The sequence below is a fragment of the Dysgonomonas sp. 37-18 genome, from assembly GCF_001899125.1.
Taxonomy (GTDB): domain Bacteria; phylum Bacteroidota; class Bacteroidia; order Bacteroidales; family Dysgonomonadaceae; genus Dysgonomonas.
The window spans coordinates 43,896-66,008 of record NZ_MKVC01000024.1; the positions used below are offsets into that span (position 1 = coordinate 43,896).

At 39.3% G+C, this 22,113-nt stretch carries 21 protein-coding genes and 1 other RNA gene; 16 read left to right on the top strand and 6 right to left on the bottom strand.

What is annotated here, in order from left to right; genetic code table 11:
* Positions 1–106 precede the first annotated feature (106 nt).
* The 5 genes from BGO84_RS09525 to BGO84_RS09545 are packed head-to-tail and all read left to right on the top strand — an operon-like array spanning position 107 to position 3,680.
* Positions 107–415, top strand: coding sequence for a DUF4286 family protein (locus tag BGO84_RS09525; RefSeq protein ID WP_283686900.1), 309 nt, complete (start codon positions 107–109; stop codon positions 413–415).
* A 1-nt stretch (position 416) separates the two neighbouring features.
* Entirely contained in the window at positions 417–977 is a 561-nt protein-coding gene (gene ruvC / locus BGO84_RS09530; RefSeq protein WP_283686901.1) for a crossover junction endodeoxyribonuclease RuvC, read from the top strand.
* A gap of 13 nt (positions 978–990) precedes the next feature.
* Complete coding sequence (lipB, locus tag BGO84_RS09535) at positions 991–1,653, top strand: lipoyl(octanoyl) transferase LipB (RefSeq protein WP_291028938.1); 663 nt, start codon at positions 991–993, stop codon at positions 1,651–1,653.
* A gap of 11 nt (positions 1,654–1,664) precedes the next feature.
* Positions 1,665–2,420 (top strand): SDR family oxidoreductase, encoded by a 756-nt coding sequence (locus BGO84_RS09540; RefSeq protein WP_135103456.1) that lies wholly within the window; start codon positions 1,665–1,667, stop codon positions 2,418–2,420.
* Between the two features lie 36 nt (positions 2,421–2,456).
* Positions 2,457–3,680, top strand: coding sequence for a hypothetical protein (locus BGO84_RS09545; protein WP_291028939.1), 1,224 nt, complete (start codon positions 2,457–2,459; stop codon positions 3,678–3,680).
* On the opposite strand, the gene BGO84_RS09550 is transcribed toward BGO84_RS09545, so the two are convergent.
* Positions 3,631–4,797, bottom strand: coding sequence for a PepSY-associated TM helix domain-containing protein (locus BGO84_RS09550; RefSeq protein ID WP_291028940.1), 1,167 nt, complete (start codon positions 4,795–4,797; stop codon positions 3,631–3,633). The two genes, BGO84_RS09545 and BGO84_RS09550, sit on opposite strands and share 50 nt — an antisense overlap.
* Before the next feature lie 93 nt (positions 4,798–4,890).
* Positions 4,891–7,290: a TonB-dependent receptor gene (locus BGO84_RS09555; protein ID WP_291028941.1), complete on the bottom strand. Its 2,400-nt coding sequence runs from the start codon at positions 7,288–7,290 to the stop codon at positions 4,891–4,893.
* A gap of 659 nt (positions 7,291–7,949) precedes the next feature.
* Between BGO84_RS09555 and lpdA the strand changes: the two genes are divergently transcribed.
* Positions 7,950–9,305, top strand: a complete 1,356-nt coding sequence (lpdA, locus tag BGO84_RS09560; RefSeq protein ID WP_291028942.1) for a dihydrolipoyl dehydrogenase — start codon at positions 7,950–7,952, stop codon at positions 9,303–9,305.
* A 15-nt stretch (positions 9,306–9,320) separates the two neighbouring features.
* Here the strand turns inward: lpdA and BGO84_RS09565 are convergent, their stop codons facing one another.
* Positions 9,321–10,190 (bottom strand): NAD kinase, encoded by an 870-nt coding sequence (locus BGO84_RS09565; protein ID WP_291028943.1) that lies wholly within the window; start codon positions 10,188–10,190, stop codon positions 9,321–9,323.
* Positions 10,191–10,393: 203 nt separating this feature from the next.
* Between BGO84_RS09565 and BGO84_RS09570 the strand changes: the two genes are divergently transcribed.
* The 6 genes from BGO84_RS09570 (at position 10,394) to rnpB (ending at position 15,145) form a co-directional block, all read left to right on the top strand.
* Entirely contained in the window at positions 10,394–11,125 is a 732-nt protein-coding gene (locus tag BGO84_RS09570) for a pyridoxine 5'-phosphate synthase (RefSeq protein WP_291028944.1), read from the top strand.
* Between the two features lie 3 nt (positions 11,126–11,128).
* Positions 11,129–11,992 (top strand): energy transducer TonB, encoded by an 864-nt coding sequence (locus BGO84_RS09575; protein ID WP_291028945.1) that lies wholly within the window; start codon positions 11,129–11,131, stop codon positions 11,990–11,992.
* A 6-nt stretch (positions 11,993–11,998) separates the two neighbouring features.
* A complete protein-coding gene (locus BGO84_RS09580; RefSeq protein WP_291028946.1) occupies positions 11,999–12,541 on the top strand; it encodes a DJ-1 family glyoxalase III in 543 nt (180 codons plus the stop codon).
* Positions 12,542–12,620: 79 nt separating this feature from the next.
* On the top strand, positions 12,621–13,313 hold the full coding sequence (locus tag BGO84_RS09585; RefSeq protein ID WP_135103443.1) for a DedA family protein: 693 nt from the start codon (positions 12,621–12,623) through the stop codon (positions 13,311–13,313).
* Positions 13,314–13,410: 97 nt separating this feature from the next.
* Positions 13,411–14,727 (top strand): NAD(P)/FAD-dependent oxidoreductase, encoded by a 1,317-nt coding sequence (locus BGO84_RS09590; protein WP_291028947.1) that lies wholly within the window; start codon positions 13,411–13,413, stop codon positions 14,725–14,727.
* A gap of 59 nt (positions 14,728–14,786) precedes the next feature.
* Positions 14,787–15,145: RNase P RNA component class A (rnpB, locus tag BGO84_RS09595), an RNA gene on the top strand.
* A 149-nt stretch (positions 15,146–15,294) separates the two neighbouring features.
* Here rnpB and BGO84_RS09600 read toward each other — a convergent pair.
* From BGO84_RS09600 to BGO84_RS09610, 3 genes are all read right to left on the bottom strand, one after another.
* On the bottom strand, positions 15,295–16,617 hold the full coding sequence (locus BGO84_RS09600; RefSeq protein WP_291028948.1) for an ABC transporter permease: 1,323 nt from the start codon (positions 16,615–16,617) through the stop codon (positions 15,295–15,297).
* A complete protein-coding gene (locus tag BGO84_RS09605) occupies positions 16,614–17,525 on the bottom strand; it encodes an ATP-binding cassette domain-containing protein (RefSeq protein ID WP_291028949.1) in 912 nt (303 codons plus the stop codon). The genes BGO84_RS09600 and BGO84_RS09605 overlap by 4 nt, the downstream gene beginning before the upstream one ends.
* 82 nt (positions 17,526–17,607) lie before the next feature.
* Complete coding sequence (locus tag BGO84_RS09610; protein ID WP_291028950.1) at positions 17,608–19,287, bottom strand: PNGase F N-terminal domain-containing protein; 1,680 nt, start codon at positions 19,285–19,287, stop codon at positions 17,608–17,610.
* A 221-nt stretch (positions 19,288–19,508) separates the two neighbouring features.
* Here BGO84_RS09610 and miaB point away from each other — a divergent pair, with 221 nt between their 5' ends.
* The 4 genes from miaB to BGO84_RS09630 all read left to right on the top strand — a co-directional run bounded on the left by miaB (position 19,509) and on the right by BGO84_RS09630 (position 22,029).
* Positions 19,509–20,879 carry a tRNA (N6-isopentenyl adenosine(37)-C2)-methylthiotransferase MiaB gene (gene miaB / locus BGO84_RS09615; protein ID WP_135103435.1) on the top strand — a complete coding sequence of 457 codons (1,371 nt, stop codon included), beginning with the start codon at positions 19,509–19,511 and terminating at the stop codon, positions 20,877–20,879.
* A gap of 221 nt (positions 20,880–21,100) precedes the next feature.
* Positions 21,101–21,304 carry a hypothetical protein gene (locus BGO84_RS09620; RefSeq protein WP_006844524.1) on the top strand — a complete coding sequence of 68 codons (204 nt, stop codon included), beginning with the start codon at positions 21,101–21,103 and terminating at the stop codon, positions 21,302–21,304.
* Complete coding sequence (locus tag BGO84_RS09625; protein ID WP_135103434.1) at positions 21,294–21,674, top strand: phage holin family protein; 381 nt, start codon at positions 21,294–21,296, stop codon at positions 21,672–21,674. Before BGO84_RS09620 ends, BGO84_RS09625 begins: the two co-directional genes overlap by 11 nt.
* Complete coding sequence (locus BGO84_RS09630; protein WP_291028951.1) at positions 21,661–22,029, top strand: hypothetical protein; 369 nt, start codon at positions 21,661–21,663, stop codon at positions 22,027–22,029. Before BGO84_RS09625 ends, BGO84_RS09630 begins: the two co-directional genes overlap by 14 nt.
* Positions 22,030–22,113: the final 84 nt, after the last annotated feature.

Consider the following 22,113-nt stretch of genomic DNA (forward strand, 5'->3'; position numbering starts at 1 on the left):
AGATATCTAAATCTATAAAATTCCATAAGCAAGAACAGCTTGTTTCATTCTTGAAGAAAAACCCATAAACTTTTCGTATTTTTGTTTAGAAAAAAAACACTGACAAATGATCATTTTCAATACTACATTTCATGTAGAAGACGAAGTCTGCAACGATTATATCCGTTTTATCAAAGATGTTTACATAATCAAAGCAACGAATAGCGGTTTCTTATACGAACCTCGTTTCGCACGTATCCACGCACAGCATGAGGAAAGTGGAACCAGCTATTCATTACAGTTCAAGGTGAAGAATGTAGATACGCTCAATCACTGGTATGCTACAGAAGGCGAAGCTCTCCAGAAAGAGCTAACCTCTCTGTTTGGAAATAAGGCTTTGGGGTTTGTTACATTATTAGAAGAAATAAGCTTGTAGTATGATACAAAAAGAACGAATAATATTGGGTATCGACCCCGGCACACAAGTAATGGGATACGGTATCTTGCGTGTAGTGAATAACAAGCCTGAATTATTAGCGATGGGGGTACTACAACTTAGCAAGTATGACGACCATTATCTGAAACTCCGACGGATTTTTGAACGGATAATTGGACTGATTGATGAATTCCTACCCGATGAACTAGCCATCGAAGCTCCTTTCTTTGGAAAGAATGTACAAAGTATGCTCAAGCTGGGTAGAGCACAGGGGGTAGCTATGGCTGCTGCATTATCGCGGGACATTCCCATTTTTGAATACGCCCCATTGAAAATAAAAATGTCAATTACCGGAAATGGACGTGCAGCTAAAGAACAAGTTGCCTATATGTTACAACATTTCCTCCATATACCCGACAGTAATATGCCAACTCAGATGGATGCTACCGATGGTTTAGCCGCTGCAGTTTGCCATTATTTCCAAACAAACAACCCTACACAAGAAAAGAAATTTACAAGTTGGAAAGATTTTATAAATAAAAATCCGGGAAAAGTTAAATAAATAAGTAAATACAATGATATACAAAGATCTAGAAAATATAGAATACGGGCATGCATGGAAATACCAGCAAGAGTTATTCGCAGAAGCCCTATCCCTTAAGGAGAAAGGGGAACAGCCCGAAAACTACCTCTTGTTTTGCGAGCACCCACATGTTATAACAATTGGCAAACATGGTAAACATGAAAACCTTCTGTTTCAGGAAAATTTTCTAAAAGAAAAAGGAGTATCACTTTTCCAAATAGATCGTGGAGGAGATATTACATATCACGGCCCGGGACAACTTGTAGGTTATCCTATCTTCGATTTAGAATCATACGACATCGGACTGAGACAATACATCTTTAACCTAGAAGAAATTATAATTCGTTTTTTGGCGTCTTACAATATCAAAGCTGAAAGACTCGAAGGTGCAGCAGGTGTATGGATAGATACAACAGTCTCTGCTCGCACACGAAAGATTGCGGCGATAGGTGTGCGTAGTAGCCGCTTTGTGACAATGCACGGATTTGCATTCAACATAAATACAGATTTATCTTATTTCTCACTTATCAATCCTTGTGGCTTTGTTGACAAAGGCGTAACATCGCTTGAAAAAGAGCTTGGGCATAAGGTAGATATGGAAGAAGTAAAAAGCAGAATGAAAATATTATTTGAAGAGGTATTCATCCCCAAATAAGCACAATAATTATGGAGAGTTTGCAAAACAAGATAGTATTTGTCACAGGCGGAGCCAATGGTATTGGCAGAAGCATAGTAAAAGCTTTTTGCGAAGAAGGAGCAGATGTTACTTTTTGCGATATGGATGAAGAGGCAGGAAAGCGACTAAGCGAAGAGATGAAAAGCTATAAATGCTCATTCGCCCAACTTGATGTTTCCGATGCAAGAGCTTTGAGTGACCTTATTCATACTATTATCTCCCAGAAAGGAAATATAGATATCATTATCAATAATGTAGGAGTTAGCAATTTCGGATCGATACTCGATGTGTCAGTAGAAGACTTCGACAAAGTTCTGAACATCAACCTACGTCCTATATTCATATTAGCCAAATCATTAGCAAAACACCGCTCACTAAATAAAGAATTAAACACCTACGGGCGAATAATCAACATGGCATCTACCCGCTACCTGATGAGCGAACCGAATTCCGAAGCCTATGCGGCATCTAAAGGAGCAATCGTATCGCTTACTCACGCTTTAGCTATTTCCCTTAGTGAATATAATATAACGGTGAACTGTATCAGTCCGGGCTGGATAGACACAGGGCATTATGGCGATTTACGTCCCGAAGACCATAAGCAGCACCCTTCGGGCAGAGTGGGCAAACCCGAAGATATAGCTCGCACTTGCCTGTTCCTTTGCGATCCGGCGAATGATTTTATTAATGGACAAAATATTGTAGTTGACGGAGGTATGACAAAAAAGATGATATATATAGAATAAAATATATTACTTTTATCTGTCTTAAAATCAGTTACTATGAAACGCCTATATTTTATTTATCTTTTGCTATTCGTGCTCTCCGGTCACGCCATAGCATGCACCACCGCTATTATATCAGGTAAAGGAACTATCGACGGACGCCCCTTGCTCTACAAACACAGGGATACAAGTGCCTTACAGAATAAGCTAATGGCTTTTAGCGATGGCAAGTATAATTACATTGGTATTGTAAACAGTACAGATAAGACAGGCAAAGAAGTATGGGGAGGCTACAATTCTACAGGCTTTGCCATAATGAATTCAGCATCGTACAACCTGAATGAGAACGAAGTAGGACCTGAGGAACGTGAAGGGATTGTCATAAAAATGGCTCTGCAACAATGTGCAACGCTCGCCGATTTCGAAAAAATGCTGGAAACATTACCGAAGCCTCTTTATGTAAATGCAAACTTCGGGGTGATTGACGCACAAGGAGGAGCTGCCTATTACGAAACAGGCGATTATACCTTCAAAAAATACGATGCAAATGATCCTTCCATAGCTCCTATGGGATATATTATACGCACCAATTATTCTTTTTCGGGAGATAGAGCCAGAGATAAGGGTTTGAGCCGCTATCAGGCTGCCGAACCGTTATTTTACAATGCTGCTTTATCAGGTTCACTTTCTTACCGCTTCTTGTTACAGGATGTTTCACGTCATCTCACACACGGACTGACCGGGACAAACTTATATGACATAATGCCTCAAGACACTTCAAAGACTGTTTTTGCAGCATTCAGAGACTATATACCCCGCTACTCTACCTCTTCGGTTATCGTTGTGCAAGGCGTAAAAAAAGCTGAACCCGCTTCGCTTACCTCTATGTGGACAATATTAGGTTCACCACTTACCACAGTGGCTGTACCTGTCTGGCTCAACAAAGACAATTGGTACCCATCCACAATGCTTGCCGATGAAACAGGAAATGCAAAGCTATGCGATTGGTCTCTGAAACTAAAGAAACAACTCTTCCCCATAGACCGGGGAGAAGGGAATGACTATATCAATCTAGCGGCACTTATTACCGCTGATGACAACGGCATTCTGCAAAAGATAAAACCCATAGAAAACCAGATATTAAACAAGTCCGATTCTCTATTAAACCATTGGCGCAAGGATGGCTATAATACAGCTGAACTAAAAGAGTTTTGCAAATGGGTAGATAATCTTATTCAGCAATATTACTCTTTTTCACCTTCGTTTTCTTCCTCTTTCTGATATAAAGATATAATCCTGTCAACGGCAGGCTCATACCAAATAGAGTGGAAAGAAATACCAATAATCTGCCCGCTGTACCGCCTATGGCTCCGATATGAATATCATAATTCATACGGCGTAGTTTGTCCGCAAAATCTTTGTTTTCATATTTGCCCTGATACGGATGATCAACCTCAACCTGCTTAAAGCTATATTTGTCAAACGAGTACCTATCGACATTATAATACAATTTCTTGTCGGGGAATACGGTTATCATAATGGCTGAAGCCTTATCTTCTACATTGGGTAGATATATCGAAAAAGCCTGAGCTGTGGGAGCTTTTTGCGACAGATCCGAAAACAATGAATCAATTCCCAGATAAATATCTTTAGCCGGAGTATCAACATGCAACGTATCGGATTGTGCCATTCTCCATTCAGGCATCACCCTGCCACCCGAAGTAACCTTATATACACCCTGCGACCACCATTCCAGTGCCCACACCATACCCGTAAGGCTTATGATAAGAAGTATAAAAGCGGCATAAAAACCAAGAATATTGTGCAAATCATATACTTTCTTATACATTTTGGTTTTCTTCTTCCATCTGAACCAGAGACTGTATTTAAGGGCTTTTTTACTTTTCGGAATCCAAAGGATAAGTCCTGTGATTATTACAATCACAAAAACCAATGTAGAATACCCTACAATGGGTTGTCCTATACTGTAAGGAAGCCAAAGTGAAAAGTGTCCCATCCCAATGAAATCCCAAAAGTCGTAACCCGAAGAACCATCAGATCCTTTTACCGATATCACTTTGCCCGTATAAGGATCCATTTGCAAAGAATAATTATACCCTTGTCCACGAAAAGTTGCTTTAATTGGCGCATCTTCCGAATACTCTATATAATCAGGCGTTTTATCTTTAAATTCTTTCTTGGCAACTTCTATTACCGATGAGGGCGAAACAACCGTCGTATGTTTACCTTGCGATACTTCGGGCAGTTTCTCCTGATCTACCCATCCATTCAGCTTTAATGCCCAAATAGCTCCCGTCAGGCATACAATAAAAAAAATAAGCCCGGAGATAAGCCCCAGGTAAAGATGCAGTTGATAAGCTATCTTTTTGAATGTCATGAGAGTTTTTTTAAAATTAGAAAATTTAATGAGGATATCCCAAAAGTAATTTTCATTATTAAAATATTACTTTTGGAACAACCTCATTATTTCTTAGAATCTATAATTCAATGCAAGAGATATGGTACGCAATTTCTGCGGTGTAACTGTACTCCATCCCCCGTAATATTTTTTATTGGCGAGGTTATCCCCTTTCAAACTGATGGTATAGTTATCTCCATTATAAGAGATCAATGCATTGAAAATAGTATAACTTGGTAAAGTGAAACTACCGGTTGAGTGTCTGTTGAGTGTTTTATATTCTGATGCGTAGTTAGCACCTGCGCCTACTCCCCACCCTTTCAATGAACCTGTAGTCAATTTGTAGCTTACCCATGCATTAAACAAGTTTGCCGGACCTGACTCTTCCGATCTTAGACCGATATAATCACCATCGGCAGCATCCTTTGTTATCTTATTGTAATTGTGGCTATAACCCGCAATCATATTCAACCCTACAACAGGATTGGCAATAAGGCTAACCTCTACCCCTCTGCTCTTTACCACTCCGCCTTGAATTACATTCAACACATTCGCCGGATCAGCCATCGTCTTGTTAGAAACTTTGATGTCATAGTAGCTCACAGTCAACGAAACTCTATCGCTATACAGGTTGCTTTTCACACCCACTTCCCACTGATTCGCTTTCTCAGGTTTCAATATCTTCATAGAAGTATTACCCGAACCATCGTGCTGCGTTACAGGTTCAAGATTTTGAAAACCATTCATATAATTGGCAAACAAAGAAAGATGTTGCATAATTGGCTGGTAAACAAGACCTAATTTTTGAGAGAAAGTCACCTGATTTTTCACCTCTTTAGTATTCCACGAAGTTGATGCTGAATAGTTATCCAAACGAAGTCCTACTAATGCAGACAGTTGAGGAGTAAAGTTGACAACATCAGACAAATAGGTACTCCAAATTTTAACGGTAGAATTGGATACACTTCCCGGATCAGCAGATAAGAGAGCATCCACCCCTGTAGCGGTAAGTACGCCTGTATCTGTCTGATTGGCAAGCGACACAACTCCGTTTGCAACCCAAGCATAACCATTGTCCTGATATTCTTTCTGTAAATAATCTACACCGAAAACAACTCTGTTACGCATGTTACCAAACTTATGATCTCCTGTAAAGTTTTGCTGAACATTTATAGCATCGGTAGAAGAATTTAATCTGGAAATATAGCGTGTAAAATCGCTACCATTTACATTGTCCCATAAATACTGATAATATCCGTCAGATTTTGTATTGCTGGCAGCCACAATAGTCTGCGAGTTCCAGTTTTCATTGATTTTATATAAAGCCTGAGCTTGCATACCGTAGGTTGGATTATTGACAGCAAGGCGATTACTTGTATATGACTTTTTATAGTTCTTTTCAAACAAATCAATATTTGAGAAAGTAACAGGAGCAGAACGGTATAAGAAAATCATAGGAGCTGTTGTTCTCTCCAACGATTTATATTCCGTATTAATAAAGAAAGTCAAGCGATCAGAAGCCTTAAACTTAAAGCTAGGAGCTATAAAAAATGATTTTGAATAGCCATTATCCTGAAATGTATTTTCATAATGGTAAGCTCCATTGATTCTCATACTGGCTTTGTCACTCAACGGTGTGTTTACATCCGCAGTTACTCTATTTAGCCCATAACTACCTGTAATGTAACCAAACTCTCCGCCAAAAGTATCGTACGGTTTCTTGGTAACAACATTGATCAGACCACCATAATAAATAAGGTTTCCACCGTAAAGTGTTCCCGAAGGACCTTTTACCACTTCTATATTTTCTACATTCGCAGGATCCAAAGCTCCGTTGCTGATGTTAGCCACACCATTCACAATGGTTGGTTGCAAAGAAAATCCACGCATGGTGTAATATTCCGCACCATCGCCTGCACGTCCGGTACTTTCCCACAGACGGGTTATACCTGTCGCATTTTTCAATGCTGTATTGAGGCTTGTAACGACTTGTTCTTTAATAACCGTCTTGTTGATTGTATTATATACCTGTGGATTTTCTAAGTCGGCAAGTGGTAGTTTAGCAACCGATGCACTTATTTTTTCAGCAAATGGGTTCTTCTTGGTTGCTATAATTTCTATCTCTTGCAGATTTTCAGTCGTTTCGTTCAAGAAAACATCCTGAACCTGTAGGTCTTTGCCTGACTCTAAAGCGACTTCTACTTTAGACAATTGCAGTCCCACAGATGAGAACAAGAGCGTGTAACGTCCGGCATGAACGCCTGATATCTTATAGAATCCTTGAGAATTCGACATATCGCTCCTATGTAATTCTTCGATCGTTATACTAACGTTAGAAGCTGGTTTTCCATCAGAAGTAAATACCCGACCACTTATAACAGCCGATTTTTGCTGTGCTGACAATGATATGACAATGCCCATAAGCAAAAACATTATACCGAACAGGCGTAAAGAAATACGTTGTTGTTGCATTTGTAAGTAATTTTATGATAATAATTTTGTATGTTAATCAGCTTAACACACGTATGTTTCAGATATACGTAAACAAAGTTTATTTCTACTATCAAAAGATTATAGATATTTTAGTTATCCTTTGGGATGAGCCCGGCATTTTTTGTCTCCTTAATTTGCTTACTCGTTTATATAAAAATAAACAGTGCTTTTTCGGCACAAAAATATAAATCAGTACAAAAAACTACAATCACCATAAATAATGATTTTGAATAGAAAAAACACCTACTTTCAGGTATATAAAGATTAATTATAATTACAGGGGAAAGGATAACATTGAAAGAGTAGATATCTTTCATACAAATAACCTGAGACAATGTATTTAAGTAATGTAAAGCAAAAAACAATAGCAGGTCGAATAATCTAACTTCTATTGGGAGGAACAAATCACTAAATTCCCTATCTTTACCATGTTGCTATATCTTATAATATGACAAACTCGTCTTGTATAAAAACAATAAGATTTTATCTTTATTAGAGTAGGCACAGAGGATAAAAAGGTAACAGATAAAGACAGCGATAAAACTGTCACTTTTGTCACCTTCTACTCATAAGATACTGATAATGAATATCAATTATTTTTGTAACCTTGTTACTTTTTTTTACTATATAATTAGAATATGACTTTATACGATGTTGCTATTATTGGAGGAGGGCCCGCAGGTTATACCGCAGCCGAAAGAGCTTCTGCCAACGGATTAAAAACTGTATTATTCGAAAGGAATGCATTGGGTGGCGTATGCCTCAATGAAGGTTGCATCCCTACCAAAACCCTTCTATACTCGGCAAAGACCCTAGATAATGTAAAAAACTCTGCGAAGTATGGAGTCGGCGTAGAAGGAAGCCCAACTTTCGATCTGCCTAAAATAATTGCCCGCAAACAAAAAACAGTGCGTAAGCTGGTAGCCGGCATCAAACAGAAAATGGCTGCTCATGATGTAACAGTAATCATAGGCGAAGCAACTATCGAAGGTGAAGACGGAGAGCGTAATATCCTCATATCATGCAACGGTGAAACGATTACCGCAGCAAAGGTATTATTATCTACAGGCTCTGAAACAATTATTCCTCCTATCAAGGGACTCAGCGAATCAGGGTACTGGACATCGAAAGAAGCATTAGACAACAAGGACGTACCGGAATCTTTAGCCGTTATCGGAGGGGGAGTTATCGGTGTCGAATTTGCTTCATTCTTTAATAGTCTGGGAGTAAAAGTGACAGTGATAGAAATGTTACCCGAAATACTTGGCGCAATGGACAAAGAACTATCAGCCATGCTTCGTGCAGAATATACCAAGAAAGGTATCGACTTTCACCTGAACACCAAGGTCGTTGAAATAAAAGACGGTCAGATTATTATCGAAAAAGACGGGGAACAATCAACAATCGAAGCCTCTAAGATATTACTGAGCACAGGACGGCGTCCTGTTACAGCAAATCTGAATCTGGATAAGCTAAATATCGAGTTGTTCAGAAACGGCGTGAAGGTGAATGAGAATATGCAGACATCTCATCCCAATGTATATGCATGCGGAGATATTACGGGATATTCACTACTGGCACATACTGCGGTACGTGAAGGAGAGGTAGCCATCAATCATATCCTAGGTAAGACCGACAGCATGAGCTACAAGGCAATACCGGGAGTGGTATATACCAACCCTGAGATTGCAGGAGTAGGACAAACAGAAGAAGAGCTTACGGCTAAAGGTATAAAATACACTGCACACAAACTCCCAATGGCATATTCGGGACGCTTTGTAGCTGAAAATGAACTTGGAAATGGTGTTTGTAAACTGATCATCGACGAAGATTCGAGAATCATAGGTTGTCACATGTTGGGCAATCCCGCCTCGGAACTGGTGGTTATAGCGGGCATTGCCATCGAAAAAGGATTTACTGTAGAAGAATTTCAGAAAATTGTATTCCCTCATCCTACAGTAGGAGAGATTATACATGAATCGCTGTTCCTATAATCTTACGGGAAGGTGTTAGCTTTGGCGAGGATCAACGCCCCACATCAGTTTACTTCTCAACGTTTTGTAGAAGGTATTATCTTTGCGTTTTAATACTTGAAGGGTAAAGTCTGCCTTCTTTACAGTCAGCTTCGTCCCAGTCTGAAATACATTAGACCTTCCGTCCAATGAGATGAGAAAACTATTGTTACGGCTTTCTACATCAAAGGTGATGATACTATCATCTGTTATAACCAAAGGTCTATCGCCCAAGCTATGAGGGGCAATGGCAGCAATAACGAAGTTGTGAGCATCGGGTGCTATTATCGGACCTCCCACACTGAGTGAGTATGCTGTAGAGCCTGTAGGTGTAGCCATAACGAGTCCGTCAGCCTCATACGAAGTCAGGTATTCGTCGTTGATATATGCATGCACGGTGATCATCGAAGCCGTATCCTGCTTCATAATAGCCACTTCGTTGAGAGCATAGTTGAAGCCATGGTATATCTTATGTTCGGTAGTCAGATGCAGTTGACTACGATGTTCGATACGATAGTTACCCGAAAAGACATCTTCGAAGGTAGCTTCCAGATCTTCTTCGCCTACATCTGCCAGAAAGCCTAATCGTCCGGCATTTATACCGAGTATCGGAATATTCTTTTTGCCTATTACCGATGCCGTACGCAGGAATGTTCCGTCTCCTCCGATTGTTACCACGAGGTCAACATCGAACTCATCGTTCTTTATAATACCTGCGACATTATATTGCAAGTGATGACAATCTCTTAGGTAGTAATAGAATTTCTCCTGAAGATAGATTGCTACGTTGTTATCGTTTAAGATTCCAAATAACTTTTCGACCTGTTCTTTCTTCTGATGTTTGCTACCGAATATGGCTATTTTCATCGCATTTACTTTTAACGGAACCTATTTATATACAAACAAATGATTTTCTAAGCTGTTAATAAAACGGAACTGATACGCGCATTCTCATCAAATCATATTACATTTGTAGTTTGATATCGTTCCACAAAGGTGCTAAAAAAGTTTTATCTATTAACATCTATCTCTGGCAATTTGTGAAGAACGGCGGTTTTTAATGGTTTGACATGACAAAGTTAAGTGTAAATATTAATAAGATTGCAACACTACGCAATGCTCGAGGAGGTAATGTTCCGGATGTTGTACAAGTTGCTCTCGATTGCGAAAAATTTGGTGCAGAAGGTATAACAGTTCATCCCCGTCCCGACGAAAGACATATTCGATTCAAAGACGTGTATGACTTAAAGGCAAAGATCAGAACTGAATTTAATATCGAAGGTTATCCTTCACAAAAGTTTATAGACCTTGTTACAACGATACGTCCCACACAAGTAACACTTGTTCCGGACAAGCCCGATGCGATTACATCCAATGCAGGTTGGAACACTGTTGAACATCAACAATTCCTATCCGATTTGGTTGATACATTCAGGGCTGTAGGTGTACGCACATCTATCTTTGTTGGCACAGAACTCGAAATCATAGAGGCAGCAGCAAAAACGGGAACAGACAGAATTGAGCTATATACAGAGCCTTATGCCTTCAATTATGTCAAAAACAGAGAAGCTGCCATAGAGTCTTTTGTAGCTGCGTCCAAATTAGCGAAGAAACTTGGACTAGGATTAAATGCAGGTCATGACCTCAGTCTCGAAAATTTGAATTATCTATATGAAAATATACCCACAATAGATGAAGTCTCTATTGGGCATGCCCTTATCAGCGACGCATTGTATTTGGGTCTTGAAAATACAATAAAGGCATACAAGGATTGCCTGAAACCAAAAACTGAAGTAGACTAAAAAATGGAAGCTCAGAAGGATAAAATAATAGGTCTAGGTGCAACAATCGGATTTCACTTGCTAATTATCTTAGCTCTTATTTTTTATACCCTCGATTTGACACCAATGGCAAGAACTGCCGAAGATTTGGGAGGAGTTCCTGTTATGTTTGGCAACGTACCCGATGCATTTGGAGACGATGAGCCCTTTGGCAGAGGCAATGGAGACGTTGGTGCTGAAGAAGCCACTTCACCCAATGTGGTTGAAGATCCTATCCCGATGGTAGAGAATACTGCAACCAAAACAAAACCGGCTGTATCGAACACAAAGGAAGCTCCTGTTACTCAAAATCTGGAAGAAACAGTAGCTATAAAAGAAGCTAAGAAAAAAGCTGAAGAAAAGAAACAGCAAGAAGCAGACGAAAGGCGGAAGAAAGCTGAAGCTGACCGTGTAGCACAACAAGAAGCGGCTAAGAAAGGACAGATCAACAACCAAATGGCGGGACTGTTTGGCAATAGAACAGGCAGTGGCAGCAGAGGCAATACTGAAGGAACAGGCACACAAGGTGTACCAACAGGAAATGCCAGTTATGGTAAAACGTCAGGAGTTGGCGGCTGGGGATCGTTCGATCTTGGAGGACGCAGCCTTGGCAGTGGCGGACTAATCAAACCGAACTATTCGGTAGATGATTACGGTACTGTTGTTGTCGATATATTGGTAAATGCTAAAGGTGATGTAGTAGAAGCCACTATCGGAAAAGGTACAAATACGCCAAACACAAATCTACGGAACGAAGCTCTAAGAGCAGCAAAAAGGACAAAGTTCAATACAGTGTCATCTGTCACCAATCAAAAAGGAACAATCACATATAAGTTTAATTTAAATTAAATGGATATGAAAACTATATTTTTATTTCTGACCACAGGATTTGAAGAGATTGAAGCTCTTGGCACAGTCGATGTTCTTCGCCGTGGAGGTTTGGATGTGAAAACAGTTTCGTTGACTGATAGCAAACAAGTGGTTGCCAGTCATCAAATACCTGTAATAGCCGATCTGATGTTCGACGAGGTTGACTTCTCTAAAGCAGAAATGCTTGTTTTGCCCGGAGGTACAACAAAATTCAACGAACACGAGGGCTTGAAAAAAGAACTACTCGCTTTTGCCAACAAAGGTGAAAAGGTTGCTGCAATATGCGCTTCACCGATGGTATTAGGAGGCTTAGGTCTTTTGGAAGGGAAGAGCGCAACAGCCTATCCCGGATATGAACAATACCTGAAAGGAGCTACATTGCAAACAGAAAAAGCTGTTGTAATAGATGGAAATATAACTACCGGAAGAGGTCCCGGACTGACTATCGATTTTGCGCTAAGCCTTGTTGAACAATTGGCAGGAAAGGCAAAGAGAGATGAAGTCGCAGCCGGCTTGTTGGTTCAGTGAAAAATTTAATGGGAAATGATGAGGTGCGAATCTCATCATTTCTCGTATTACCATAAAAATTAAGTAACACAACATTAAAATGGAATTCTTACACGAAGTTTGGAACTTCTTTCTTAACCTGTTAAGAGATACAGGCGGAACATTAGACATGCTGGTAACTGAATATGGCTTATGGGTATATGCCATTTTGTTTTTGATCATTTTCTGCGAAACAGGTTTGGTTGTAACACCATTTTTACCGGGTGACTCTTTATTGTTTTTAGCGGGAGCTATCGCTGTACGCCCCGACAATCCGCTACATATCTATTACCTTGTCGGTATACTGATTGTAGCAGCTGTTATAGGAGATGCAGTAAATTATTCGATAGGCCGTCTCTTTGGAGAAAAGCTCTTCAGCAATCCCAAGTCGAAGATATTCAAGCAAGAATATCTTGAAAAAACAAACAAGTTTTACGAAAAGCATGGAGGCAAAACCATCATACTTGCCCGCTTTGTGCCTATTGTTCGCACCTTCGCTCCTTTTGTTGCAGGTATGGGCAAAATGAGCTATAAACATTTCTTCTCTTACAATGTTATAGGAGGTATAGCATGGGTGGTTATCTTTTGTGCTTTAGGTGCTATTATAGGAAGTAACGAATGGGTAGAAAAAAATCTCGACAAGGTAGTCATTATTATTGTTGTCGTATCTATCCTTCCGGGTGTTTACGAAGTAGCTAAGGCTAAGTGGGAATCAAAAAAGGAAGCGAAAGCTAAAGCCAAAATAGGAAATTAAGAAAGATAATTAAATTTATCTTTATATATAAATAAAACCACCTTACTGATCAACTCTTATCAGTAAGATGGTTTTTTAATTTAAATATATCTATAATATGATTATAAAAGCAAACTTGCCCGACTCCGGAAAGAAGAAACGATTGGTTATTATCGGAGGAGGCTTTGCCGGACTCGAACTTGCAAAAAGAGCGGATAAGAATCAATATCAGGTAGTACTGATAGACAAGAACAATTACTATCAGTTTCAACCTCTATTCTATCAGGTAGCTATCGGGGGATTAGAACCGAGTTCGATATCTTATCCATATAGAAAGAACTTTCAGAAAAACAAAGACTTTCATTTCAGAATGTGTGAGGCTTTAAGTGTGAATACATCTGATAAGAAGATTGAAACAAATATCGGCATCATTACATACGACTTATTGGTTATCGCCACAGGATGTGATACAAATTATTTCGGAAATACAGATCTAATAGAAAACACATTCTCTCTAAAATCTGTATCCGAATCACTCTTGATGAGAAACAGGATACTACTAAGCTTCGAAGAATCTTTGATCACAACAGACGAAGAAAAACGGAAAGAACTGTTGACTTTTGTTATCGTCGGAGGAGGTGCAACAGGAGTTGAATTAGCCGGAGCATTGGCCGACATGAGAAGAACTGTTTTACCAAGAGACTACCCGGAAATAGACTTTACTAAAATGGAAATCCACTTGGTGAATGCAGGTTCCCGCCTATTGGCAGGCATGTCGGAACAAGCATCCGAAACAGCATTAAAAACATTACTAGACAGAGGTGTTATCGTTTATCAGGAGAAATCGGTAAAATCGGTAGAAAGCCCTTATGTGAATATTGCTGACGGCACTCAAATACGTTCACGTAATGTATTTTGGGTGGCAGGGGTTAAGCCAAATAGCTTAGCCGGCCTTGACGAAACGGCATACAACCGAGGACGTTTGGTTGTAAACGAATACAATCAGGTAAATGGCTATAAAGATATTTTCTCAATTGGCGATACCTCTTTACAAGCATCCGAAAGTTACCCGATCGGTCATCCTCAGGTAGCCCAAGTAGCCCTACAGATGGCAAAGCAACTAGCCAAAAATATCAATAAGGGAGAATCGGACAATTGGGATAAATTTGTATATGTTGACAAAGGCTCATTGGCTACCATTGGACGTAATGCGGCTGTTGCTGACCTAGGGAAACTCCGCTTTGGAGGCTGGGTTGCCTGGTGGTTGTGGTTGCTGGTACATATCCTTTCTATTGTGGGAATGAGAAATAAGGTTTCTGTATTCATCGACTGGGTATGGAGTTATCTGAATTATGATGTTTCGCTACGTCTACTAATTCGTCCTAAGTTCAATGAAATGTATAAGGATAAGAGAACTAAACAAAGCAACGAATAAATCCAAACTTACAGTAGTAAGATATATTCCAAGAAAATGAACTATCTTTGCATCAAATTGCAGTAGGTCGGTTTGCCGCTGGCTGCCGCAAGGCAGAAAGAGGAAAGTCCGGGCAACACAGAGCATCGTATTTCTTAATGGGAAGCTGTTCGCGAGGGCAGAGTTAAGGTAACAGAGAACAACCGCCCCTATCAGGGGTAAGGGTGAAAAGGTGAGGTAAGAGCTCACCGGTCTGTATAGCAATATACAGAGCCGTACCACTTGCGAGTTGTAAGACCATGTATACCGGCGCATGTAGGGCTGCTCGTCCGATGCCGGGGGGTAGGTCGCTAGAGTCTGTTGGTGACATCAGGCGTAGATAAATGGCAAGCACTCTTCTTGAAGAGTACAGAACCCGGCTTATAGACTTACTGTATTTTTATTTTATTCTAAATAAAGGGCGATTCTTGTCCGGCTTTTGCTTTGTTATATCTTGGGAAAAACAGCTTAAGGAAAGTATTAACAATAATAAAAAACAATCCTGCCAAAATAAATATGACAGGATTGCTTCACTAAACTTATCTTAAATTACTTATATCTCAACCATTTAAACATTTCGGCAAAGGTTACTTTCTTACCATACATAAGAATACCGACACGATAGACCTTTGCAGCCAACTTAACCATCAATATGGCGGTTACATACAACACAACAACCGACAAGACCAACTCCCATATAGATATTTCGAACGGAGCGCGTACCATCATCACGACAGGCGCGGTAAATGGTATGATCGAACACCAAAAGGCCATTGCGCCTTCAGGATTCTGAGATGCTGCAATACCTGTATAAAAGGCTAATAATAATATAATAGTCAATGGCATCATCAACTGCTGAGCCTCTTGCGAATCGTTAGCAGCAGACCCAAACATGGCATACAAAGAGGAGAAAAGAAGATACCCTCCCACAAAATATAATATAAGGCAGATTCCGACCTGTAGCCAGTTGACGCCCAATATACTATTAACAGCAGAAGTAATCTCCGAGTTATTCTGTGTCATTGCACTTATTGCCTGTTGAGCCTCCATTGTAGCAGTAGTATCTACACTTGTCCCGAGGAATATTTGCATAGCAACAAGTGCGCCGCCTCCTATAACAAGCCAGATAACCAATTGTAGCAAACCAACTAATCCAACTCCGACTATTTTACCCATCATCAGATCTAAAGGTCTAACGGATGAAATGATCACCTCAATGATACGGTTTGTTTTCTCTTCTACAACACTTTGCACCACCATTTGCCCATACATCATGATAAAAAAGAACATACACAGCGTAAGTCCCATCCCTACAAAAGATGCCGCCTGACCAAGTGTATCAGTCTTCTGTCCGGCTTCGTCGAGACGGATAGTGGAAACATTAATATGATCTTTCGACTTCAATATTTGTTGCAGATCTGTAACAAGTTGTGGTTCGATATTACTTCTTTGGGTAAAATCGTCTATCTTTTTATTTCTAACAGCATCCGTAAGTATGTTGTTGATATAAACAGTCAATTCACGAGGAGGCTGCTGCTTTTCGGAATAGAAAGTTGCTGCGTTTGGGTTTACACTCAGATCTTCGGATATCTCTAATATGGCTGTCTGCTTATCACTCGGCTTGCTATCGCTATCCGATAATTTCACAAACTCATAGTTCTTCGACGACTGAAACAAACTAAAATAAGAACCTGTATGATCGATTACATACACTTTGTTTATGTCATCATTGCTACTCAACATCATCAGCAACCCAGGAATAGTAGACACTCCCAAGAATAAGAATGGGGTTAGCAACGTTGTCAAGATAAACGCTTTGGTTTTTACCCTCGAGGTAAATTCCCTATGTATAATTAGCTTTAATCCTCTCATTGTTTTGTCTCTGATACGATTTGTATAAAAATATCATTCATCGAAGGCAATACTTCTTCAAAAGTCATCACTTCATAGCGTTTGGCTATCTCTTGTATCAACTCTGAGTTGGAAGCCTCATCATTACGCTGAATGAGTAATTCCGTAATATTACTGTCCGTTGATTGCGATAATATCGAAAAGTGAGAAGATTCCAGATCAAAAGTTTCTCCTACGACCTGAAGTTTGAAAATATGCTTTCTGTATCTTGCGCGTATTTCTTTGACATTCCCATTCAATACAACCCTAGATTTATTTATCAGAGATATTTCGTCACACAATTCCTCCACCGATTCCATATTATGAGTCGAAAGAATTATTGTTTTGCCTTTTGCTTTCAGATCTAACAGCTCTTTCTTTAACAATTCTGTATTCACAGGATCAAATCCGCTGAAAGGCTCATCAAGGATATACAAATCGGGCTCATGTATGACGGTAGCAATAAATTGTATCTTTTGCTGCATACCTTTTGACAGCTCCTCCACTTTCTTTCCTTGCCAGGATAGTATATCAAACTTCTTTAGCCAATATTGAGTTTTTTGTACTGCGTCTTCTTTCGAGAGGCCTCTCAATTGTGCCAGAAAAATAATATGCTCTCCAACTTTCATTTTCTTGTACAAGCCTCTTTCTTCGGGCAAATAACCAATATTAAAAACATCATCGGCTACCGACACCCTTCCATTTATAAAGACTTGTCCTTCATCGGGAGCAGTTATTCTATTTATTATGCGGATTAGCGAAGATTTGCCTGCACCATTAGGCCCCAGCAATCCATAGATGCAACCTTTTGGCACTTGTACGCTTACGCCATCGAGAGCTCTATGACTACCATATTGTTTCACCACATCGTGGGCTTCGAGATAATACATATTCTATAGTATGGTTTATATTCTTTTTATATTAGTCGCACCAAAAACATAAAAGTCACAGAGCTCCGAAAATATTATAGTCTTATTTCTTATCGCCCACTAACACTCCTGAGATACACCAATAGCTAAGAGCACTACCTTCAGGGTCTCCCACGGGTATAGCCACCTTCAGTTGGTGTTCACCTGCCTTTACATCCCCAATGTGTATAAACACAGGATAACTCACTGTACCCGGACACCAACCTGAACGACTCAGGTCGGATGAAGACAAACCATTTGCGAAATTACCCGAAGCCGGATTCAACTCTCTATAGCTACCGCAATCTTCGCGCCAAGGGGTATAAGCGATTAAGCGAGAGCCATCCATAAACATCTCGTTAAGCTTCGGATTAAATTCGTCTCCTCCACCCCAGCCACCATGGCCTGTAGATATATAGCGGATATAAGCATCTTTGAGGTCTACATCTGTTTTGAAGTTCACAGTCAGAGAATCGTTGCGGAACAATCCGTCAGGATAAGCCTGTCCTGCCATCTCCATAATATTTGTAGTTGTAAACAGAGGATATACTTCTTTCTCTGCCCGCTTATCATTCGGATAATACTTAATCTTTAAAGAAACATTGTGTCCGTTTTTCGCATAGTTTCCGATCCATGCACCTACCCACACTTCATTTTTCAGATACTTGGCATAGTCTGTAATTTCTTGCTTAAACACCACAGAGTCTGGCCAGTTATATTCAGCTACCTCAATATGGTTATATCCTTTTACTCCGAATGAAGTATAAAAACGCATCAACTCTAGAGGCGGCAAATAATCTTCTGTAGCAACCATTCCCTCATACGATTTTCCATGTTTATCAGTATACTGAGGTAATGCCTCTCTTCCTTTTAGCAATCCATCCATAAATGATTGCTTCTTATCGGTAGGCACGATAAAGACGCTTCCTGTACGGTCATAAGCATCCCCTTCAGAGTGTTGGGCTAGCTCAGCAAAAATAGAATAGCTACTATTATCGGCAGGAAGTTTTACTTTTTTCAGAACGATAGAACCATTGGCAAATTGCATTATTTCTGTATCGTTCAACTGCTCCGGCTTAGGAATATCCCTAAAGTATATACTCTGATTATTAAACACGTCGGCTACAATAACCTGGCTTTGCTGTATACGGTAATTATAGGCAGGAGCTGTTAATTTATCCCCTTTAAGTACAGGTTTTACATTCACTATCTCTTTTAGTAAATCAATCTTTGTTGCCTTTTCTTCGTATTGTCCGTTTCTTACCACCTTTAGCACAACTCCATCAGGCAAACCAACACCGGGTTGCATAGATCCTTTGACTCCTAATTGAGTTGTATACCATATTTCTATCGTATTAGAATTAATAACAGTTTTCGCCTTTTTACAGAGGTAACCCGCAATAGTTTCTGTTTCGGGCAAAAATTCCAGTTTATCATTTAATATAAATGATCGGGTTGTATAAAACTCATTTCCATTTGCCAACTTTGCGGTTTTCGTTTCTTCATTTGTTGCATAATCAAGATAGGTGTATTGTACCGGAGTACCCTCTTGCACTTCGGCATATTTACGACTTATTTGCACATCAGTTCCGCATATCTCTACGATGGTATTTGATCCTTCGTAGGCTTTACCATTCATACTTGTCTGGTAGGTGATACGTACTGTTTTAAAATCTTTCTTAGGTTGAGCATTCATTACAAATGCGAGAAGTAATAATTGGAATAAAAATAGGTTCCTTTTCATAAAATATATTTTAGATAAAAGAGTTTTTAGGTCAACGGACAAAGATAAAGATAATCATGGATTGATTAAAAAACATTCAAATATTTAACGACCATTCTTTAGACATTCCCTTAAAAAGCACAAAACAAATAAACAATTCCATTTTTCTTCGTATTTTTGCCAGCCAAAGATGCTTTGAAACTAAATCATCGAAGCTTAATTACATACTAAAATATATTTCTATGAACAACGAGAAAGGACTGGACTTTAAATCCACGATTTCAACCGAAGACAAGAAACTGTTCATCGAAACCTACGGCTGTCAAATGAATGTAGCAGACAGCGAGGTTGTTGCATCCGTAATGCAAATGGATGGTTATATCATGACAGATAAGCTGGAAGAAGCTGATGCTGTTTTTGTAAATACATGCTCGATACGTGACAACGCCGAGCAAAGAGTTATTCAACGTCTCGACTACTTCAACGCCCTCAAGAGAAAGAAGAAGCCAAATATGATTATTGGTGTTCTGGGTTGTATGGCCGAACGAGTGAAAGAAGAGCTACACGACAAGCATCATGTAGATGTTGTAGTAGGCCCCGATGCCTACCTCGACCTGCCTAACCTGGTAGGAGCTGCCGAAAATGGCAACAAAGCAATCAATGTTCAACTATCCAAAACCGAAACGTATAAAGATGTGATCCCTCTACGTATTGGAGGAAACCACATTTCGGGCTTTATATCCATCATGCGTGGATGCGACAAGGTATGTTCGTATTGTATAGTGCCTTATACAAGAGGTCGTGAACGAAGCCGTTCGCCACAGAGTATCCTTAACGAATTGGAAAATCTGCGAGACAAAGGATTTAAGGAAGCCACATTGTTGGGACAGAATGTCAACTCATACCGCTTTACAAACGAAGACGGCAGCATTGTAGATTTCCCCGCACTATTGGAAATGACAGCGAAGGCTGCACCCAAAATGCGTATCCGATTTACGACTTCTTATCCGACAGATATGACAGATGAAACTCTGGAGGTAATCGCAAAATATGATAACCTGTGTAAGTTTATCCATCTACCTGTACAATCGGGAAGTAGCAAGATGCTAAACGTGATGAAGAGAAAATATGATAGAGAGTGGTATCTGAACCGTATCGAAGCGATTAAACGCATCATACCGGGATGTGGCATATCTACTGATATCATGTGCGGGTTTCACTCCGAAACGGAAGAAGATCAGCAAGAGACTCTATCACTGATGCGTGAGGTATGTTTCGACTCGGCATTTATGTTCAAGTATTCGGAACGTCCGGGAACATACGCTTCAAAAAAATTAGAAGACGATATACCTGAAGATGTTAAAATAAAACGTTTACAGGAAATTATAGATTTGCAAAACGAATGCTCTCTTGAAAGCAACAAGCGAGATGTAGGCAAAGTATTTGAAGTACTTGTTGAAGGATTCTCTAAACGGTCGAGGGAACAGCTTTTTGGACGAACATCCCAAAACAAAGTTGTTATTTTTGACAAAGGAAACCATCGTATAGGAGACTTTGTTACCGTAAAAGTAACAGGGAATACTTCGGCTACACTATTCGGCGAAGCGATATAAGAATAGGGCTAATAGTTATTTTTACTGAAAAATATTTTCGATATTTCAAAAAATAGCTATATTAGCTGTCCTTTTAGGGAAAGCAAGAAGATTATTAGCGGTTTAGCCCGTATTATTTAGTGATCAATCCAATTTATAATAAAGTGTTGAGTTGATGAAATTTATTGATACTCTCACACGTTATTATATTAATGTAGAATTAATTTATAAAATAAATAATTATGAATAAAACAGGTTCGAACTTATTGTTCTTGGCTATAGGTGCTGCGCTAGGTGCAGCTGTTGGCTATGTTGCTGCTTCTGACAAAAAGGAAGAATGGCTGAAAGATATAAACAGCCTGGTAGACAAAGTAAAAGGAAATGTAAGAAACGCAGCTGGCAGAGGCAAACATAAACTGGAAGAATTAAGAGACGATGTTGAATAACTCCGAAGAAGAAAAAAGCTTAGGAATCTTAATTGAAGAAATTAAATTAGATTTATTAAGCTATATCAACAGACGTATCCGTTTGTTTAAACTGGATAGTTTTGAGAAGATAGGTTTATCTGCCTCCGGTCTGGGATATGGCTTAATAATAATAGCTATTGTAGCTGTTATTTTATTCTTCGGGCTTATTGGTATGGCTTTTTTTCTTGGAGAATTATTCAATAGCTTGGCTGTAGGCTTTGGAATCATGACTCTGTTTTCATTATTTGTTTTATTGCTTGTAGTTCTTTTTCGGAAAAAGATACAACAATCGATATTACAGAATACTATAAGATTTATGCGTAAAATAGATACAAATGATGAAGAGTAGATTGACACCATTAGAAGAACTGCGTCAAGAAAAAGAATTAGTAAGGCTTGAATGCAAGGAAGGTGAAGAACGTCTATCCGAACATTGGGCGTATCTTTCAGACAATGCAGGTTCATTGATTTTTCAAAGTACAATAAACTCTGTACTGAGCGTATTTGGTTTTGGAGGACCATCCAAAAGTAAAAAACGACAAGACGAAACTTCAACTTCAAGCGGTCTGCTTAGCGGATTAACCGCTTATTACCCCGTAATATGGGAAATTGTGCAGCCAATAATATGGCGGTTTGTAATAAAGAAACTAAAATCGATCTTCTCGGGAAAGAAAAAAAAGGAGAAGGATAAAGATAACGACTAAAATAAAACAGAAACAAGAAAGGAAATTCACCTTTCTTGTTTTTGTTTTTAGACTATTATTGGATATCAAATTATTTATTTACTT

What these genes read in the sequence shown, in the direction of transcription:
- BGO84_RS09525 (WP_283686900.1), top strand. Translation starts at nt 107, where the DNA reads ATGATCATTTTCAATACTACATTTCATGTAGAAGACGAAGTCTGCAAC.
- ruvC (WP_283686901.1), top strand. Translation starts at nt 417, where the DNA reads ATGATACAAAAAGAACGAATAATATTGGGTATCGACCCCGGCACACAA.
- lipB (WP_291028938.1), top strand. Translation starts at nt 991, where the DNA reads ATGATATACAAAGATCTAGAAAATATAGAATACGGGCATGCATGGAAA.
- BGO84_RS09540 (WP_135103456.1), top strand. Translation starts at nt 1,665, where the DNA reads ATGGAGAGTTTGCAAAACAAGATAGTATTTGTCACAGGCGGAGCCAAT.
- BGO84_RS09545 (WP_291028939.1), top strand. Translation starts at nt 2,457, where the DNA reads ATGAAACGCCTATATTTTATTTATCTTTTGCTATTCGTGCTCTCCGGT.
- BGO84_RS09550 (WP_291028940.1), bottom strand. Translation starts at nt 4,797, where the DNA reads ATGACATTCAAAAAGATAGCTTATCAACTGCATCTTTACCTGGGGCTT.
- BGO84_RS09555 (WP_291028941.1), bottom strand. Translation starts at nt 7,290, where the DNA reads ATGCAACAACAACGTATTTCTTTACGCCTGTTCGGTATAATGTTTTTG.
- lpdA (WP_291028942.1), top strand. Translation starts at nt 7,950, where the DNA reads ATGACTTTATACGATGTTGCTATTATTGGAGGAGGGCCCGCAGGTTAT.
- BGO84_RS09565 (WP_291028943.1), bottom strand. Translation starts at nt 10,190, where the DNA reads ATGAAAATAGCCATATTCGGTAGCAAACATCAGAAGAAAGAACAGGTC.
- BGO84_RS09570 (WP_291028944.1), top strand. Translation starts at nt 10,394, where the DNA reads ATGACAAAGTTAAGTGTAAATATTAATAAGATTGCAACACTACGCAAT.
- BGO84_RS09575 (WP_291028945.1), top strand. Translation starts at nt 11,129, where the DNA reads ATGGAAGCTCAGAAGGATAAAATAATAGGTCTAGGTGCAACAATCGGA.
- BGO84_RS09580 (WP_291028946.1), top strand. Translation starts at nt 11,999, where the DNA reads ATGAAAACTATATTTTTATTTCTGACCACAGGATTTGAAGAGATTGAA.
- BGO84_RS09585 (WP_135103443.1), top strand. Translation starts at nt 12,621, where the DNA reads ATGGAATTCTTACACGAAGTTTGGAACTTCTTTCTTAACCTGTTAAGA.
- BGO84_RS09590 (WP_291028947.1), top strand. Translation starts at nt 13,411, where the DNA reads ATGATTATAAAAGCAAACTTGCCCGACTCCGGAAAGAAGAAACGATTG.
- BGO84_RS09600 (WP_291028948.1), bottom strand. Translation starts at nt 16,617, where the DNA reads ATGAGAGGATTAAAGCTAATTATACATAGGGAATTTACCTCGAGGGTA.
- BGO84_RS09605 (WP_291028949.1), bottom strand. Translation starts at nt 17,525, where the DNA reads ATGTATTATCTCGAAGCCCACGATGTGGTGAAACAATATGGTAGTCAT.
- BGO84_RS09610 (WP_291028950.1), bottom strand. Translation starts at nt 19,287, where the DNA reads ATGAAAAGGAACCTATTTTTATTCCAATTATTACTTCTCGCATTTGTA.
- miaB (WP_135103435.1), top strand. Translation starts at nt 19,509, where the DNA reads ATGAACAACGAGAAAGGACTGGACTTTAAATCCACGATTTCAACCGAA.
- BGO84_RS09620 (WP_006844524.1), top strand. Translation starts at nt 21,101, where the DNA reads ATGAATAAAACAGGTTCGAACTTATTGTTCTTGGCTATAGGTGCTGCG.
- BGO84_RS09625 (WP_135103434.1), top strand. Translation starts at nt 21,294, where the DNA reads ATGTTGAATAACTCCGAAGAAGAAAAAAGCTTAGGAATCTTAATTGAA.
- BGO84_RS09630 (WP_291028951.1), top strand. Translation starts at nt 21,661, where the DNA reads ATGATGAAGAGTAGATTGACACCATTAGAAGAACTGCGTCAAGAAAAA.